This is a genomic window from Pseudomonas sp. NPDC098747 (assembly GCF_044760045.1).
Taxonomy (GTDB): Bacteria; Pseudomonadota; Gammaproteobacteria; order Pseudomonadales; family Pseudomonadaceae; genus Aquipseudomonas.
In genome coordinates this window covers 1-17,394 of the sequence record NZ_JBIWAL010000043.1, presented here as the reverse complement: position 1 = coordinate 17,394, position 17,394 = coordinate 1, and the positions used below count along the sequence as shown (strand labels likewise).

The following is a 17,394-nucleotide window of genomic DNA, read 5'->3' as shown; positions in this document are numbered from 1 at the left end:
CCTTTGCCGAGGCCTTTAAGACGGGCGCAAACCGCGTTCCAGCCAAATACGGCTGGCGAGGGTGACCACGCCATCGAGCAGCAGGGCCAGCAGCGCGGTGCACGCGGCGCCGAGCAGCAGTTGCGGCTGATTGTTCAGGGCGATGCCAGGGAAAATCAGGCTGCCGAGGCTGTTGGCGCCGATCAGGAAGGCCAGCGGCGCTGTCCCGACATTGATCGCCAGAGCCACACGCACACCACCGACCATGATCGGCACGGCGTTGGGCAGTTCGACGCGCCACAGCACCTGGCGCGGAGTCATGCCGATGCCGACGGCCGCTTCCTTGAGCGAACCCTGGACGTTTTTCAGGCCTTCGTAGGTGTTGCGCACAATCGGCAAGAGGGAGGCGAGGAACAAAGCGAAGATCGCCGGACCACTGCCGATACCCAGAATCCCCAAGGCAATCGCAAGAACGGCCAGCGGCGGCACGGTGTTGCCGATATTGAATATCTGCATGAAGCGCTCAGCGCGGCCGACCATGGTCGGGCGACTGAGGAAGATGCCGGCGGGGATGCCCACGACAAGGGCGGCCAGCATTGAAGCGAGGACAAGAATCAGATGAGCTTGCAGGTAAAACAACAAATCGTCGCGGTAGTGTTCGATCGTGTTGATGCCGATCCAGTGGACCAGCAGGGCCAGGAGCGCGATCACCACCGCACCTCCAATCAGCCCTTTGCCATAGCGGATAGCCACAGGCGGACTCCTTTTTTATAGTCGGCGAACGCCGTCCCGTGTGGCATGCCATGCCTGGCTGCCGGGAATAGACGTTCGCGAGAAGCAGCTCCCTCAGCACCGGCAAAAAGCGGTCTGAAAGCGAGCCATGAGCGCAGCCTCGTCAGGCTAACTTGCTGATTTTTCAGCCCCTGACGAAAATTCGTAACAGGGGATGGACGTCTCCGTGCTTTAAAAGGTTCCCATCTAAGGCAGCATTTGGCCACCCTTAATATGCTCAACGGTTCGGTTATTGCATTGACTTGGGCTATAATCGCGGCCCTTTTTTGAATCACCGCCAGGCGATTTCCCATGACCAGACAGGCCGCCGAAGTCGCGAAACGCCGCACTTTCGCCATTATTTCCCACCCCGATGCCGGTAAGACGACGATCACCGAGAAGCTCCTGTTGATGGGCAAGGCGATTGCGATTGCGGGCACGGTGAAATCCCGTAAATCCGACCGCCATGCGACATCCGACTGGATGGAAATGGAAAAACAACGTGGTATTTCCATCACCACGTCGGTCATGCAGTTCCCGTATCGCGACCACATGGTCAACCTGCTCGACACCCCGGGCCACGAAGATTTCTCTGAAGATACTTATCGCACCCTGACGGCGGTGGACTCGGCATTGATGGTCCTCGACGGCGGTAAAGGTGTCGAGCCGCGTACCATTGCGCTGATGGACGTCTGCCGTCTGCGTGACACGCCGATCGTCAGCTTCATCAACAAACTCGACCGTGACATCCGCGACCCGATCGAACTGCTCGACGAGATCGAAGCTGTCCTGAAGATCAAGGCAGCGCCGATCACCTGGCCGATCGGTTGCTACCGCGACTTCAAAGGCGTGTATCACCTGGCCGACGACTACATCATTGTCTACACCGCCGGCCACGGTCACGAGCGCACCGAAACCAAGATCATCGAGAAACTCGACTCTGATGAAGCGCGCGCGCACCTCGGTGACGAGTACAACCGTTTCGTCGATCAGTTGGAACTGGTGCAGGGCGCCTGCCATGAGTTCAACCAGCAGGAGTTCCTCGACGGTCAACTGACTCCGGTGTTCTTCGGTACCGCGCTGGGCAACTTTGGTGTCGATCACGTACTCGACGCTGTCGTCGATTGGGCGCCGCGTCCGCTGGCACGCGTTGCCAACGAGCGCACCGTGGAGCCGGTAGAAGAGAAGTTTTCGGGCTTCATCTTCAAGATCCAGGCGAACATGGACCCGAAACACCGCGACCGCATCGCCTTCATGCGTATCTGCTCCGGCAAGTACGAGAAAGGTATGAAGATGCGCCACGTGCGCACCGGCAAGGACGTGCGCATCGGCGATGCCCTGACGTTCTTCTCTTCCGAGCGCGAGCAACTGGAGGAGGCGTTTGCCGGCGACATCATCGGTCTGCACAACCACGGCACCATCCAGATCGGCGACACCTTCAGCGAAGGCGAATCCCTGAGCTTCACTGGCATCCCGCACTTCGCCCCGGAACTGTTCCGTCGCGTGCGTCTGCGCGATCCGCTGAAATCCAAGCAACTGCGTCAGGGTTTGCAGCAACTGGCCGAAGAAGGCGCCACTCAGGTGTTCTTCCCGGAGCGCAGCAACGACATCATCCTTGGCGCCGTCGGTGTGCTGCAGTTCGATGTGGTCGCCAGCCGCTTGAAAGAGGAATACAAGGTTGAGTGCTCGTACGAGCCGATCACCGTGTACTCCGCGCGCTGGATCGATTGCAGCGACAAGAAGAAGCTTGAGGAATTCTCCAACAAGGCTGTGGAAAACCTGGCAATCGACGGCGGCGGTCACCTGACCTACCTCGCCCCGACGCGGGTCAACCTGGCGCTGATGGAAGAGCGTTGGCCGGACGTGAAATTCCGTGCGACGCGTGAGCATCACTAAGCGCTGAGCTTTGTTGTTCGAAAGCCCCCTAGGTGAATGCCTTGGGGGCTTTTTTATTGCCTGGTGCCTTGGCGGCCTCTGGGCCGACCAGGCTTTTGGTGTTTTGGGTGTGTATCCGTTGGTTCGGGTGTTGCGGCTGGCGGTTTCGCCCTTACGGCGACTCACTTTTTTACAAGCGCCAAAAAAAGTAAGCAAAAAACGCTTGCTCCTACGTTCGGCCCGCTCGCTGGGGCTCGGGGTTCCTTCGCTCCGGGATCGATCCGGGGGCATCGCCTCCGGTTTGCTTCGCTGCACCTCCTCTCGATGTGTTCGACTGCGTCGAACGGTCGCTGCGCTCCCACCCCCGGATCAATCCCGGAACGAAGCCTTCCGACGTCGCCCATGGATCAAGATCAAAAGCTGCAGCCGAGCTTGCGCTCATCCTGTTGAGTGGTGAGGAGCGAGGCGTGTTTGGCTTTTGGGCATTTTTGTGATTTGAGGGCGAGTTTGTATTTCACTGGGGCGTATCTTTTGCAATCAACTCGGTCAGTCCCCTCTCCCTCCGGGAGAGGGTTAGGGTGAGGGGCTTTTTGCTGTGTGTGCTCTCTGTAGGGCGATTCCTTTTTTGTGGTCTTGATGTGCTTCAGCGCGACAACCTTCGAGCTGACCGTTAGTGTTCCAGCTCCACGCAGTCGCTTTGAGAGGTCAATGGAATGACGAGTCGTCTGACTCAGATGCTGCGGCTCGACGGCTATTTCGGTGTGATGGCCTGGGTGCTTGCGGCGCTGTTGTTCATCAATCGCCTGAGCAGCATGGTCAAGCTGTTCATGGCGCTGTATCTACGTCAGGAGCTGGGGCTGGCGATCGAGACGGTTGGCTGGTTACTGTCGGCGTACGGTGCGGGGTTGCTGGTCGGTTCGATGCTCGGTGGCTGGCTCAGTGATCATGTGCGGACCGCGCGACTGACAGCGGCGCTGTTTTTCGCTTCGGTGTGGGTGCTGATCCTGCTGGGGCTGGTGACGCAAGTGCCGTTGCTGGCTGCATTGCTGCTGCTCAGCGGGACTATCGATGGAGCCATTCGTACCCTGCATCAGCGTCTGATCATGGAATATTGCGAAGTGGCGCAGCGCTCGCGTGCGCAGGCCTTGAGTCGGGTGGCGCGCAACCTCGGCATGGCCGCCGCCGGGGTGGCGGGCGGCGTCTTGGCGCAGACGGATTTCCGTTGGGTGTTTTTTGGCGGTGCAGCGATGACGTTGCTGGCCTTGCTGTGGTTCGTTCGCACTACGTGGCATCGGTCGGTGCTGATCAATGAAGAGAGGTCAACGGCAGACGCAGGCCCGGGTGTGCCGTATCGCGACAAACCGTTCCTCTGGTTGCTGGCGGCAACCGTCGTGCTCGGCATTGCGTTCGACACTGTCTACAACACGCTCGGCAACTATCTGCGCGATTACTATCAATTGAGTACTGAGGCGATAGGCTGGCAATTCGGGCTTAACGCGCTGCTGGTGATCGCGTTGCAAATTCCGCTGTCGCACTGGGGCGAGCGTTGGGGGTCGCGGCGACAAATGGTGGCAGGCAGTGTGCTGCTGGCCTGTGGGCTGGGCATGTTGCCGTTCGGTTCCGGGTTGGCGTTCGTCTGCATGTCGACGGTGATCTGGACCTTGGGCGAGGCGCTGTTCATGCCGCCGCTGAATGTGTTGGCGATGCAGTTTGCCCAGCGTGGCAAGAGCGGGCAGTACTTCGGCCTGTTCTTCATGAGCTGGAGTGCCAGCGCGCTGTTATCGCCGGTGCTCAGTGGTCAGTTGTATGGCAATTTCGGTGGTCACAGCGTGTGGCTGGCCAGTACCGTACTTCTGTTGCTGTCGATCCCGTTGACGTGGCAAGCGACCCGTCCGCTTAGCTGATCCGGTTATTGCCGTTATTCGAAAGCAATCTGTATACCGAGGGCATTTCTGCCCGCTCGTTAGCGTCCTGACTGGTGAGCCCGGCTGATCGGAACTAGATTTCACACAGCGCCAGTCCGGCACGCATGTCTCACCTGAAAATGGATGGAGTCGGCTATGAAAAGCAGGTTGCTACGAATTTTATTGCTGTTGAAAGTGATGGTCATGCTGTCTCTCGGCACCGCGACGGCCTGGGCCGAGTGCGAGGATCATGACTCCCAGGCCTTCAACGGGCAGATGGGGCATAGCGGGCTGATGCTCGCCAAGTCCGAGTCCGAGCCGGGTGATCAGGGGCAGGGTGGAACTGCTGATGACGATGATTCGATGACAGACGAGCCGGACTCTGATGATCCGGATGAAGGCGACAGCCAGACGTAAAACGCAAGCACAAGAAAACCCCTTCCACCTCGACTGATTAGTAGTCGAGGTGGAAGGGGTTTGCTCAGTACGTTAACGCTGAGTTCAACATCATCCCCTGTGGGATCGGGCTTGCCCGCGATTGCAGTGTGTCAGTCGTCAAATCAGGTGACTGACACGACGCCATCGCGGGCAAGCCCGCTCCCACAGGGTTTTGCATTTTCCCCCGGATTAGCTTACGCCGCACCGTCGAGGAACTGCTCGGCGTAGTGGCAAGCCACCTGCCGGTTGTCGAGCAGGCGCAATGCCGGCTCTTCAGTGCTGCAACGCTCGGTCGCATACGGGCAGCGCTTGTGGAAAGCGCAGCCCGGTGGCGGGTTCAGCGGGTTGGGCAGTTCGCCGACGATTTTGATTTTCGGCTTGTTCGGGTCCGGGTGGATGGTCGGGGTGGCCGACAGCAACGCCTGGGTGTAAGGGTGCAGCGGGCGTTCATAGATATCGTTCTTCGGGCCCATTTCCACCGGGCGACCGAGGTACATCACCATCACGTCATCGGCAACGTGTTGCACCACCGCGAGGTTGTGCGAGATGAACACGTAAGCGGTGTTGAACTCCTGCTGCAGATCCATGAACAGGTTCAGCACCTGCGCCTGAATCGACACGTCGAGCGCAGAGGTCGGTTCGTCTGCGACCAGCACTTTGGGTTGCAGCATCATCGCCCGAGCCAACGCAATACGCTGGCGCTGACCACCGGAGAACATGTGCGGATAACGCTGGTAGTGCTCAGGACGCAAGCCGACCTGCTTCATCATCGCCTGGACTTTCTCGCGACGTTCGGCAGCGGACAGGTTGGTGTTGATCAACAGCGGCTCGGCCAGTTGATCACCGACTTTCTGCCGTGGGTTCAACGAGGCGTACGGGCTCTGGAACACCATCTGCACGTCTTTGCGCAGTTGCTTGCGTTGAGCCTTGTCGGCGCCGGCGACCTCCTGCCCGGCGATTTTCAAGGAACCAGACGACGGTTCTTCAATCAGGGTCAGGGCGCGGGCCAGTGTGGATTTGCCGCAACCCGACTCGCCTACAACGGCGAGCGTCTTGCCGGCTTCCAGTTCGAACGATACGCCGTTAAGTGCGCGCACAGTCGCGTGGCCCTTGAACAGGCCACGGGACACTTCGTAGTGACGGGTCAGGTCGCGGGCGGTAAGTACGACGGCCATTACGCCACCTCCTGGTTCAGCGGGTAGAAGCAGCGGGCGAGGCTGTGGCTTTTCGGATCAAGGGTCGGACGCTGCGCGCGGCAGCTGTCTTGCACGTACGGGCAGCGTGGCGACAACAGGCAACCCTGCGGACGGTCGTAGCGGCCGGGAACGATGCCCGGCAGCGTGGCGAGACGATCGGCACCCTGGCTGTGTTCCGGAATCGCCTTGAGCAGCGCTTCGCTGTACGGGTGCGCCGGGACGTCGAAGAGTTGCGGCACTTGGCCGACTTCAACCGCTTGGCCTGCGTACATCACGCACACACGCTGGGCGGTTTCCGCGACGACCGCGAGGTCGTGAGTGATCAGCACCAGGCCCATGTTCTGCTCTTTCTGCAACGCCAGCAGCAGATCCATGATCTGTGCCTGAATCGTCACGTCGAGTGCAGTGGTCGGCTCATCGGCGATCAGCAGTTTCGGCTCGCCGGCAATGGCCATGGCAATCGCCACACGCTGGCTCATACCGCCGGACAGTTGATGCGGGTAGGCATCCATACGGCTGGCGGCGCCCGGGATTTCGACTTTTTCCAGCAATTCGATCGCGCGTTTGCGTGCTTGCTTGCTGGACATTTTCAGGTGCAGGCGCAGCACTTCTTCGATCTGGAAACCGACGGTGTAGCTTGGGTTGAGCGCGGTCATCGGGTCTTGGAAGACCATCGCCAGGTCTTTACCGACGATCTGCCGACGCTGACGATTGCTCAGCTTGAGCATGTTCTTGCCGTCGAAATTCAGAGCGTCGGCAGTGACGATCCCCGGGTGCTCGATCAGGCCCATCAGCGCCATCATGGTCACGGATTTACCCGAACCGGACTCGCCAACGATGGCCAGCACTTCGCCCTTGTCGACACTGATGTCGAGACCATCGACCACCGGCACAGCATTCTTGTCGCCGAAACGAACGTTGAGATTCTTGATTTCCAACAGTGACATTTGAATCTCCTCAGGCGGCATTCTTGAGTTTCGGGTCCAGCGCATCGCGCAGACCGTCGCCCATCAGGTTGATTGCCAGCACGCTGAGCAAAATGGTCAAACCAGGCAGGCTCACCACCCACCAGGCGCGTTCGATGTAGTCGCGGGCCGAGGCCAGCATGGTGCCCCACTCAGGGGTTGGCGGTTGTACGCCAAGACCGAGGAAACCCAGCGCGGCGGCATCGAGAATCGCCGAAGAAAAACTCAAGGTTGCCTGAACGATCAGCGGTGCCATGCAATTTGGCAGCACGGTGATGAACATCAGGCGTGGCAGACCGGCACCGGCCAGGCGCGCGGCAGTCACGTAGTCGCGGTTCAGTTCGCCCATCACCGCTGCGCGGGTCAGACGCACATACGACGGCAAGGACACCACGGCAATGGCGATCACGGTGTTGATCAGGCCAGGGCCGAGGATGGCGACAATCGCCACAGCCAGCAGCAAGGACGGCAGGGCCAGCATGATGTCCATCAGACGCATGATGGTCGGGCCAATCATCTTCGGGAAGAAACCGGCGAACAGACCGAGCAGAATCCCCGGGATCAGCGACATCACGACCGACGACAGGCCGATCAGCAACGACAGGCGCGAACCCTGGATCAGACGCGACAGCAGGTCACGGCCCAGTTCATCGGTACCGAGCAAAAACTGCATCTGCCCGCCTTCAAGCCAGGCTGGCGGGGTCAGCAGGAAATCACGGTATTGCTCGCTCGGGTTATGCGGCGCCACCCATGGGGCGAACAGCGCGCAGAAAACTACCAGCAACATGAACATCAGGCCTGCAACAGCACCTTTGTTCTTGGAAAACGCTTGCCAGAATTCTTTGTACGGGGACGGATACAGCAGGCTTTGATCGACTGTTACCGCTTGATTTTGAGTTGAAGCTGGAGTGGTCATGGTCATGATCTCAGCGCTGATGACGGATGCGTGGGTTGGCAAAGCCGTAGAGGATATCCACCACGAAGTTGACCAGAATCACCAGGCAGGCGATTAACAGGATGCCGTTTTGCACGACTGGATAGTCCCGGGCGCCGATGGCTTCGATCAGCCATTTGCCGATGCCGGGCCAGGAGAAAATGGTTTCGGTCAGGACCGCACCGGCCAGCAGAGTGCCGACTTGCAGGCCCACCACGGTCAGTACCGGAATCAGCGCGTTACGCAGGCCGTGGACGAACACCACGCGCGACGGCGACAGGCCTTTGGCCTTGGCGGTGCGGATATAGTCTTCGCGCAGCACTTCGAGCATCGACGAACGGGTCATCCGTGCGATCACCGCCAGCGGAATGGTACCGAGCACGATGGCCGGCAGGATCAGGTGATGCAGTGCATCAAGGAAAGCGCCCATGTCATCGGCCAGCAACGTATCGATCAGCATGAAACCGGTACGTGGCTCGATGTCGTAGAGCAGGTCGATCCGCCCGGATACCGGCGTCCAGCCCAGGCTCACCGAGAAGAACATGATCAGGATCAGGCCCCACCAGAAAATCGGCATCGAATAACCCGCGAGGGAGATGCCCATCACCCCGTGGTCGAACAGGGATCCTCGCTTGAGTGCCGCGATCACCCCGGCCAGAAGGCCCAGAATGCCGGCGAACAGCAGGGCGGCCATGGACAGTTCCAGGGTCGCCGGGAAGAGAGAGGTGAACTCGGTCCATACGCTCTCACGAGTACGCAGGGATTCGCCGAGATCGCCTTGGGCCAGTTTGCCGATGTAGTCCAGATACTGGGCATACAACGGTTTGTTCAGACCTAGGCGTTCCATTGCCTGAGCGTGCATTTCGGGGTCGACCCGACGTTCGCCCATCATCACTTCCACGGGGTCGCCAGGGATCATGCGAATCAACGCGAAAGTCAGCAGGGTGATGCCGAAAAACGTGGGGATCAACAACCCCAGTCGGCGGGCAATAAAACTAAACATCTTGTGTGGTACCTCATCAGCCGGTTAGGCGTGCCCGGCTTCCCTGGAGTCAGGGAGGCCGGGAGTTTCTTATCTACTTCACCTGGGTAGTGGCGAAGTTATTAGTTGTCAGGGGGCTGATGTGATAGCCCTCTACGTTGTTGCGCATTGCAGTAAACATACGGGTGTGGGCCATGCTGATCCAAGGTTGATCCTGGTTAAAGATCACCTGGGCTTGTTCATACAGCTTGGCGCGTTCGGCCGGATCTACTTTAGCCCGTGCTTCGTCGATCAGCGCCTGGAATTTCTCGTTGCACCAGCGCGCGTAGTTTTCGCCGTTCTTGGCGGCTTCGCAACTGAGCATAGGCGTCAGGAAATTATCCGGGTCGCCGTTGTCGCCCGCCCATCCTGCCGACACCATGTCGTGCTCGCCGGCCTTGGCGCGTTTAAGCATTTCGCCCCATTCCATCACGCGGATGTCGATCTTGATCCCGACTTTCGCCAGGTCAGCCTGCATCATCTGTGCGCCGAGCATCGGGTTCGGGTTGGTCGGACCGCCGCCGTTACGGGTAAACAGGGTAAACGTGGTGCCTTCGGGAACCCCGGCTTCTTTGAGCAGTGCGCGCGCCTTGTCGAGGTCACGTGGCGGGTTTTTCAGCTCGGTGTTGTAGCCGAGCAGGGTGTCCGGGTACGGGTTGACCGCGACGGTCGCGTTGCCCTTGCCGAACAGCGCATTGACGTAGGCGGCTTTGTCGAAGGCGATGTCGATCGCCTTACGCACGCGCACGTCGCTCATGTATTTGTGCTGGGTGTTCATGGCGATGTAGGACACAGTCATCGCGTTCAGTTCATCGACTTTCAGATTGCTGTCTTTCTTGATGCTCGGGATGTCATCCGGTTTCGGATACAGCGCGATCTGGCACTCGTTGGCCTTGAGCTTTTGCAGGCGCACGTTGTTGTCGGTGGCGATCGCCAGGATCAACGCGTCGGCCGGCGGCTTGCCACGGAAGTATTCCGGGTTGGCCTTGAAGCGAACCTGCGCATCCTTGGCGTAGCGCTGGAAGATGAACGGGCCGGTGCCGACAGGCTTGTTGTTGAGGTCGCCGGTCTTGTTGGCCTTGAGCAACTGATCGGCGTACTCGGCGGAGTAGATCGCGGTGAACGGCATGGCAACGTCGGCCAGGAACGGCGCTTCGCGGCGGGTCAGGGTGAACTTGACGGTGTAGTCGTCGACCTTTTCCACGTTCTTCAGCAGTTCCTTGAAACCCATGCTTTCAAAGTACTGGAAGCCCACGCTGGACAGTTTGTGCCACGGGTGATTCGGGTCCAGCTGACGCTGGAAGCTCCAGAGCACGTCGTCGGCATTCATGTCGCGGGTCGGCTTGAAGTATTCGGTGGTGTGAAACTTGACGCCTTTGCGCAGGTGGAACGTGTATGTCAGACCGTCATCGCTGATTTCCCAGGAGTCGGCCAGTGCCGGTATCACTTCGGTGGTGCCTGGCTTGAAGTCGACCAGACGGTTGAAGATCGTTTCGGCCACCGCATCGGCAGTGACTGCAGTTGTGTACTGGACCATGTCGAAGCCTTCCGGGCTGGCTTCGGTGCAGACCACCAAGGGTTTGGCCGAGACGCCGATGGCGGCGCTCAACAACGCGGCAGCGACGGCCGCACGTAGGGGAAGCATTTTCATCGATAACCCTCTGCAATCGGTTGAAGACAAAAAACCGAAACGGCCGACTCATCATGAGTCAGCCGTCGGTTGGCGTTTTTTTACAGGATGTTGAATGGAATCGTGGTCACGAGGCGGAACTCGTTGATGCTGCCGTCAGCCTGGTTTTCGCTGGCGCGGTGCGTGGTGTAGGTCGCGCGTACAGTGGTCGCTTTCAGCGGGCCACTTTGTACTGCGTACGCAGTGCCGATGCCGTATTCGTAATGGTGTTCGCCGTCCATGCTGCGTACGTCATAAGCAGTGCCGGTGTAGTGAGTACCGTCGATGCCCCAGCCGCGAGCGGTGTAAGCGTTGAACTTCAGGCCTGGCACGCCGTATTCGGCCATGTTGATGCCGTAAGCCACCTGAAAGGACTTCTCGTTCGGGCCGTTGAAGTCCGAGAGCAGGGAGTTGGCCAGGTAGATGCCGTTGGTTTCGTGCAGGTAGTCGAAGTATTCGTTACCGTTCACTTCCTGGTAGGAGAAGGTCACGGTGTGCGCCTGGTGAGTCAGACCGAACGACAGCGAGTAGGTGTCGTTGTCGATCTCGCCCATCAACTTTTTGCCTTCGTCGACGGTCTTGTAGTAGTTCAGGCCAGTGGTCAGGCTCAGTACCGAGCTGTCGCCCAGTTCATGAGTGGCGCCGAAGTAGTACTGGTTCCAGAAGTCTTCAACGTTGGCCGCGTACAGGCTGGTTTTCAGGCTCTTGAGCGGCTGGTAGTTCACGCCCCCGGTGTAGACCTTGTCAGTTTCAACGCCAGTTGCCGAATACTCGGAACGGAATTTCGACAGGCTCTGTTCGGTACGTGGCGAAACGCGGTCGAAACCGCCCAGGTCGAACGACAGGTTGTCGAATTCTTCGCTGTGCAGGGTTATACCTTCGAAGCTCGAAGGCAGCGGACGGTTACCGATGACGTCGACGATTGGCGTGCTGAAGTTCTGGCGACCGGCGGTCAGGGTGGTGTTGGAGATACGCGCCTTGACGTTGGCCAGACCCAGTTTGCTCCACTGATCGACCGCGTCGCCATTGGAATGGGCGAGTGTGCGGTTGGAGCCACCCTTGATGTCTTCCCGGCTGCGATCCAGTGCGATGGCGTTGTAAGCGGCCACTTCGGTGCTGATACCCACGGTGCCTTGGGTGAAGCCCGAGGTGTAGTTCAGGATGGTGCCCTGAACCCAGTTGATCCGGCGCGAACCGGTCAGGGTTTCGCCATGGCGTTCGTACTTGAAGTTGCCGCCGCGTTGTTTGTCCTCGTTGGCGTACCAGTTACGGGTCGAACCCGACAGGCTTTGGCCATCGATGAAGCCTTTTGCTTCGGATTGGGCGCTGGTGCTGGCCAGTTGCGTTGGAACGAATTCCTGGCTGACGCTCTCAGCGTGGGCCCCGGCGGTGATGCTGCTTATGGCCAGGGCCAGTATCGCGGTGCTGCTCAGTTTCATGGGTGAAGCTCCTTTTCTTTCTTTTTATGCCGGCTTTTTTGGGTTGGCCGGTTATTGGTTTAGAACTCGTTCACACATCGCAAACGTTTGCAAAATGCCGGATTGGCGAATTTCGGCAAAGCGCTTGCGTGAGGGGGATAGACGGCCCCCCTCAGCATTGCGGCTAATCGGTTGGGTTAATCGATACTGACACCCGAGAACACGTTGCGGCCGAAGGGGCTCACCTTGAACCCTTCAACTCGCGTGCTTAACGGCTGGTTGACCGTCGAGTGGGCGACAGGCGTGATCGGCACTTGTTGTTTAAGCAACTGCTGAGCCTGTTTATAGAGCGCGGTGCGCTGGTCGCGGTCGGTGACAACCTTGGCCTCTTTGATCAGCTTGTCGTAAGCCGGATCGCACCACATGGAGTAGTTGTTGCCGCCGATGGCGTCGCAGCTGTAAAGCGTGCCGAGCCAGTTGTCCGGATCACCGTTGTCACCGGTCCAGCCAATCAGGCTGATGTCATGCTCGCCATTCTTGGTGCGCTTGATGTACTCGCCCCATTCATAGCTGACGATTTTCACTTTCAGACCGATCTTGGCCCAGTCAGCCTGGAGCATTTCGGCCATCAATTTGGCGTTCGGGTTGTACGGACGCTGTACCGGCATCGCCCACAGGGTGATCTCGGTGCCTTCTTTCACGCCGGCAGCCTTGAGCAGCTCTTTGGCTTTTTCCGGGTTGTAGGCGGCGTCTTTGATGGTGTCGTCGTAGGACCATTGGGTCGGCGGCATGGCGTTGACCGCCAGTTGGCCGGCGCCTTGATACACAGCGTTGAGAATCCCTTGTTTATTCACCGCCATGTCCAGCGCCTGGCGCACTTCGAGCTGGTCGAAAGGTTTGTGGCGCACGTTGTAGGCGATGTAGCCGAGGTTGAAACCTGGCTTGGAGATCAGTTGCAACTTCGGATCGGCCTTCAGTGCTTCAACATCGGCAGGCCGCGGATGCAGGGTGATCTGGCATTCGCCGGCCTTGAGTTTTTGCACGCGCACCGAGGCGTCGGTGTTGATCGCGAAGATCAGGTTCTTCAGCTTGACCCGGCTCGGGTCCCAGTAGTGCGGGTTACCGGTGTAACGGATGTTCGAGTCTTTTTGATAGCTCTTGAACACGAACGGCCCAGTGCCGATCGGCTTCTGGTTGATGTCGCTCGGCTTGCCATCGGCCATTAGCTTGTCGGCGTATTCGGCAGACAGGATGGCGGCGAAACTCATGGCAATGTTCTGGATGAACGCGGCGTCGACGCTGTTGAGCGTGAACTCCACGGTCAGCGGCCCGGTCTTCTCGACCTTGGCAATGTTCTTGTTCAGGCTCATCCCGTTGAAATACGGGAACTCGGTCGGATAAATCTTACGGAAAGGCTGTTGCGCATCAAGCATGCGATTAAACGTAAACAGCACGTCGTCGGCGTCGAAATCGCGTGTGGGCTTGAAGTAAGGCGTTGTATGAAATTTCACCCCTTCACGCAGGTGAAAGGTGTACTTGAGGCCGTCCTCGGAAATATCCCACTGGGTGGCCAGGCCCGGTACGACGTTGGTCGCGCCTTTTTCGAACTCGACCAAGCGGTTGTACAGCGGCTCGGCGGCGTCATTGTCTGTTGCCGTCGTGTATTGCGCGGTATCAAAACCCGCCGGACTGCCTTCGGAGCAGAACACCAGGCTATCGCTGGCGGCGTGGCTGACAGACGTGGCGGCCAACAGGCCGGCGCCCAGCATTGCGGAAAAAACCAAGGTATGGCGCATGACGCTCCCTCTTTTTAGTGTTGTTTTGATGCGCCGCAATCTCGTCCAGAGAAGTTGTGGCTGCATCAAGCTCAAACCCGTACGAACAGCAAACCGTTAGCCCACACAGTCACTGGTCAGACCCTGACGGTAGGTGCCGCGGATCTGGCAGTAAATGCGTTGAGTCCTAAAGACTCGTAGGAAAAGGCAACACAACCTGAACCCCCTCGGTAAGACCGGGCGGAAACAGCTGTAGGCAAATTCCTAACTAATCGGCAGAAAAAACAGCGGCGACGCTGAAATCGTCGCCGCTGTTTTTTTACTTGCTGACGCTGACGCCGTAGAAGGAGTTCAAGCCGAATGGGCTGATCTTGAAATCCTGCACGTTGGCGCGCATGGGTTGATACACCGTCGAGTGAGCGATAGGTGTCATTGGGACTGCATCTTTGAGGACGTGTTGCGCCTGTTTGTACAGTTCGGTGCGCTTGCCCTGGTCGGTGGTGCGTTTGGCTTCTTTGACGAGGCCGTCGAACTTCTTGTCGCACCACTTGGAGAAGTTGTTGCCGCTGAGCGAGTCGCAACCGAACAGCACGTTCAGCCAGTTGTCCGGATCACCATTGTCACCGCTCCAGCCAATAATCATGGCCTGGTTCTCGCCACCTTTGGAGCGCTTGATGTACTCGCCCCATTCGTAGCTGGTGATCTTCACTTTCAAGCCGATCTTGGCCCAGTCGGACTGGAGCATTTCAGCCATCAGTTTGGCGTTCGGGTTGTACGGACGCTGAACCGGCATCGCCCACAGGACGATCTCGGTACCTTCCTTGACGCCGGCTTCCTTGAGCAGCTGCTTGGCTTTCTCAGGATCGTACTTGGCGTCCTTGATGGTGGTGTCGTAGGACCACTGGGTCGGCGGCATGGCGTTGACGGCCAGTTGACCCGCGCCCTGATAAACCGAATCGATGATCTGCGGCTTGTTGACGGCCATGTCCATGGCCTGACGAACGCGCAGGTCGGCCAGCGGGTTTTTCTCGTCGCTGCCTTTGACCTTGTCCATCACGTTGTAAGCGATGTAGCCCAGATTGAAACCGGCCTGGTCAGGCATCTTCAGCGACTTGTCTTCTTTCAGCGCTTTCAGGTCGGCTGGACGAGGGAAGAGGGTGACCTGGCACTCGTTCTTTTTCAGCTTCTGAATACGTACCGACGGGTCGGTGGTGATGGCGAAGATCAGGTTGTCGATCTTCACGTCATCAGGCTTCCAGTAGTCCTTGTTCCCGGTGAAGCGGATGTTGGAGTCTTTCTGGTAGCTCTTGAACACGAATGGGCCGGTGCCGACCGGTTTCTGGTTGATGTCGGCAGGCTTGCCATCCTTGAGCAACTGGGCGGCGTACTCGGCGGACTGCACCGAGGCGAAGCTCATGGCCATGTTCTGGATGAACGCGGCATCAACTTCTTTGAGGGTGAACTTGACGGTGTGGTCGTCGACTTTATCGATCTTGGTGATGTTGGTGTCCATCCCCATGTCGGTGAAGTACGGGAATTCGGTCGGGTACGCCTTACGGAACGGGTCATCTTTGTTAATCATGCGATTAAAGGTGAACAGCACGTCGTCGGCGTTGAACTCACGGGTCGGCTTGAAGTACGGGGTGGTGTGGAACTTGACGCCTTCACGCAGGTGGAAGGTGTAAGTCAGGCCGTCATCGGAAATGTCCCACTTGGTCGCCAGACCAGGAATCACGGCGGTGCCGCCGCGCTCGAACTGGGTCAGGCGATTGAACATGGTTTCGGCAGAGGCGTCGAAGTCTGTTCCGGTGGTGTACTGGCCTGGATCAAAACCGGCCGGGCTCCCTTCGGAGCAGAACACCAGGTTAGTCGCAGCGGATGCGAAAGGTGCGGAGGCTAACAAGCCTGCGCCGACTAAAAACGGAATGACCGCGTGTTTAAGCATGTTGGCCTCATGATTTGTTGTCATTTTTTGATTTGAGGTACGACCTCGTGAGTCGTGCCTGCGGATACTTATGCAGGCGCCATACCCAATGCAAGATCCAGAGCGGTCGGCGGCGTCAAACGGTGGCACGAACGTACCTTAATGTCGCATCTGTGTAACTTTTGACGCATTTGACCGTTTGCGGGTGGTTTTTACGGTGCAAATGAAGCCCCAATATGGTGCGCTGGTCACGTTGTGCGCGCTGTCTTGGGGCTGGGTGTTACTTATTTATACCGTTGGTTTTGTAGGATTTTTCTGAGGTTTGTGTGGGGGGCTTGTGGGGGCTGGGGTTGGGCTTTTTTTGTTGGGGTTTTACTGGGTGCAACTGGGGTGGTTCTTTTGGTAGCGCCTTTTTGTTTTGGGGGTATTTTGGGGTGGGGGGTGGATCCGTTTCTGCGGGTGTGGCTGCTTAGGGTTTCGCCCTGACGGCGAGTCACCTTTTCCAAACGCCGAAAAGGTAACCCAAAAGGCTTTACCCTGACGTACGGCCCTCGCTGTGGCTCGGGTTCCTTCGCTCCGCAATTGATCCGGGCGCATCGCCTCCGGTTTGCTGCGCTGCACCTCCTCTCGATGTCTTCGACTTCGTCGAACGGTCGCTGCGCTCCCACCCCCGGATCAATCCCGGAACGAAGCCTGCCGACGGGCGCTCTGGATCAAGAGCTGCACTCGAGCTAACGCTCATTGTGTTGAGTGGTGAGGAGCGAAGCGGGTTGGTGTGTTGCTTTGCTTTTTTGTAGGCCTTCGCCTGTTCGCGATGGCGGCCTGACAGCCGACCAGTTTTCTGGCTGGATGCACACGGTCCAACTGGGAGCCATCCTGCTGGCGATGGCTGTGGATCTTTCACCACAAAATGCACGCACAAAAAAACCGGCGATCACTCATTGATCGCCGGTTTCTCATTCAGCCTGCATCAAATTACTGCATCAGCACTTCAATCGAGCCATCAGCGGTCATGCTGACCTGGCTGGTACCCGCTTCAACCTCAGGCGTCACCGGTGCGGAATCCATGCCGGCGGCTTTCATCATCATCGGTGCGCGCATGTACGGTTGTGGGTAACCGTTGCTGTTGAGGTTCAGGTTGACGATTTTGTAACCCTTGCCGCCGAGGGCGTCGGTGGCGAGTTGGGCGCGGGCCTTGAAGGCGGTGACGGCTTCTTTGAGCAACGCGTCTTCGCTGGATTTGCGGGTCGGGTTGGCGATGGCGAAGTCCATGCCACCCATTTTCAGGTCGCCCAGCAGTTCGCCGGTGAGTTTGGACAGGGCGGCGAAGTCGGCGCTTTCCAGGCGCAGTTCGGCGCGTTCACGCCAGCCGGTGATTTTCTGGCCCTTGGTGTCGTAGATCGGATAGCTGTTGCGGCTGCCCTGGCGCAGGGTGATGTCTTTGACTGGCTTGGCCTGGGCCAGGGCCGTGTTCATGGTGCTGCTGACGTCGGCGGCGAGGTTGGCCGGGTCGGTGTTTTGCTCT

Annotated in this window: 13 protein-coding genes; 3 read left to right on the top strand and 10 right to left on the bottom strand. The window is 58.5% G+C overall.

Annotated elements, in window-relative coordinates; genetic code table 11:
• Nucleotides 1–15: 15 nt before the first annotated feature.
• The gene (locus tag ACIQVE_RS21975; RefSeq protein WP_402812096.1) at nt 16–732 is read right to left on the bottom strand and encodes an ABC transporter permease; all 717 of its coding nucleotides are present in this window, start codon (nt 730–732) and stop codon (nt 16–18) included.
• Between the two features lie 330 nt (nt 733–1,062).
• Here ACIQVE_RS21975 and ACIQVE_RS21970 point away from each other — a divergent pair, with 330 nt between their 5' ends.
• The 3 genes from ACIQVE_RS21970 to ACIQVE_RS21960 all read left to right on the top strand — a co-directional run bounded on the left by ACIQVE_RS21970 (nt 1,063) and on the right by ACIQVE_RS21960 (nt 4,946).
• Nucleotides 1,063–2,646: a peptide chain release factor 3 gene (locus ACIQVE_RS21970; RefSeq protein ID WP_402812094.1), complete on the top strand. Its 1,584-nt coding sequence runs from the start codon at nt 1,063–1,065 to the stop codon at nt 2,644–2,646.
• 692 nt (nt 2,647–3,338) lie between these two features.
• Entirely contained in the window at nt 3,339–4,529 is a 1,191-nt protein-coding gene (locus tag ACIQVE_RS21965; RefSeq protein ID WP_402812091.1) for an MFS transporter, read from the top strand.
• A gap of 156 nt (nt 4,530–4,685) precedes the next feature.
• Complete coding sequence (locus ACIQVE_RS21960; RefSeq protein ID WP_402812088.1) at nt 4,686–4,946, top strand: hypothetical protein; 261 nt, start codon at nt 4,686–4,688, stop codon at nt 4,944–4,946.
• A 215-nt stretch (nt 4,947–5,161) separates the two neighbouring features.
• On the opposite strand, the gene ACIQVE_RS21955 is transcribed toward ACIQVE_RS21960, so the two are convergent.
• From ACIQVE_RS21955 to ACIQVE_RS21915, 9 genes are all read right to left on the bottom strand, one after another.
• Entirely contained in the window at nt 5,162–6,142 is a 981-nt protein-coding gene (locus tag ACIQVE_RS21955; RefSeq protein ID WP_042557623.1) for a peptide ABC transporter ATP-binding protein, read from the bottom strand.
• The gene (locus ACIQVE_RS21950) at nt 6,142–7,110 is read right to left on the bottom strand and encodes an ABC transporter ATP-binding protein (protein WP_402812084.1); all 969 of its coding nucleotides are present in this window, start codon (nt 7,108–7,110) and stop codon (nt 6,142–6,144) included. Before ACIQVE_RS21950 ends, ACIQVE_RS21955 begins: the two co-directional genes overlap by 1 nt.
• 10 nt (nt 7,111–7,120) lie before the next feature.
• Nucleotides 7,121–8,044 carry an ABC transporter permease subunit gene (locus tag ACIQVE_RS21945; RefSeq protein ID WP_402812081.1) on the bottom strand — a complete coding sequence of 308 codons (924 nt, stop codon included), beginning with the start codon at nt 8,042–8,044 and terminating at the stop codon, nt 7,121–7,123.
• A gap of 10 nt (nt 8,045–8,054) precedes the next feature.
• Nucleotides 8,055–9,065, bottom strand: coding sequence for an ABC transporter permease subunit (locus ACIQVE_RS21940; protein WP_042557626.1), 1,011 nt, complete (start codon nt 9,063–9,065; stop codon nt 8,055–8,057).
• Between the two features lie 73 nt (nt 9,066–9,138).
• Nucleotides 9,139–10,734, bottom strand: coding sequence for an ABC transporter substrate-binding protein (locus ACIQVE_RS21935; RefSeq protein ID WP_402812079.1), 1,596 nt, complete (start codon nt 10,732–10,734; stop codon nt 9,139–9,141).
• Between the two features lie 80 nt (nt 10,735–10,814).
• Nucleotides 10,815–12,191, bottom strand: coding sequence for an OprD family porin (locus tag ACIQVE_RS21930; RefSeq protein ID WP_402812076.1), 1,377 nt, complete (start codon nt 12,189–12,191; stop codon nt 10,815–10,817).
• A 176-nt stretch (nt 12,192–12,367) separates the two neighbouring features.
• On the bottom strand, nt 12,368–13,966 hold the full coding sequence (locus tag ACIQVE_RS21925; protein WP_402812073.1) for an ABC transporter substrate-binding protein: 1,599 nt from the start codon (nt 13,964–13,966) through the stop codon (nt 12,368–12,370).
• A 298-nt stretch (nt 13,967–14,264) separates the two neighbouring features.
• Nucleotides 14,265–15,890, bottom strand: a complete 1,626-nt coding sequence (locus ACIQVE_RS21920; RefSeq protein ID WP_150617117.1) for an ABC transporter substrate-binding protein — start codon at nt 15,888–15,890, stop codon at nt 14,265–14,267.
• Nucleotides 15,891–16,844: 954 nt separating this feature from the next.
• On the bottom strand, nt 16,845–17,394 hold a 550-nt coding region (locus ACIQVE_RS21915), incomplete at its 5' end, for an SIMPL domain-containing protein (RefSeq protein WP_402812069.1).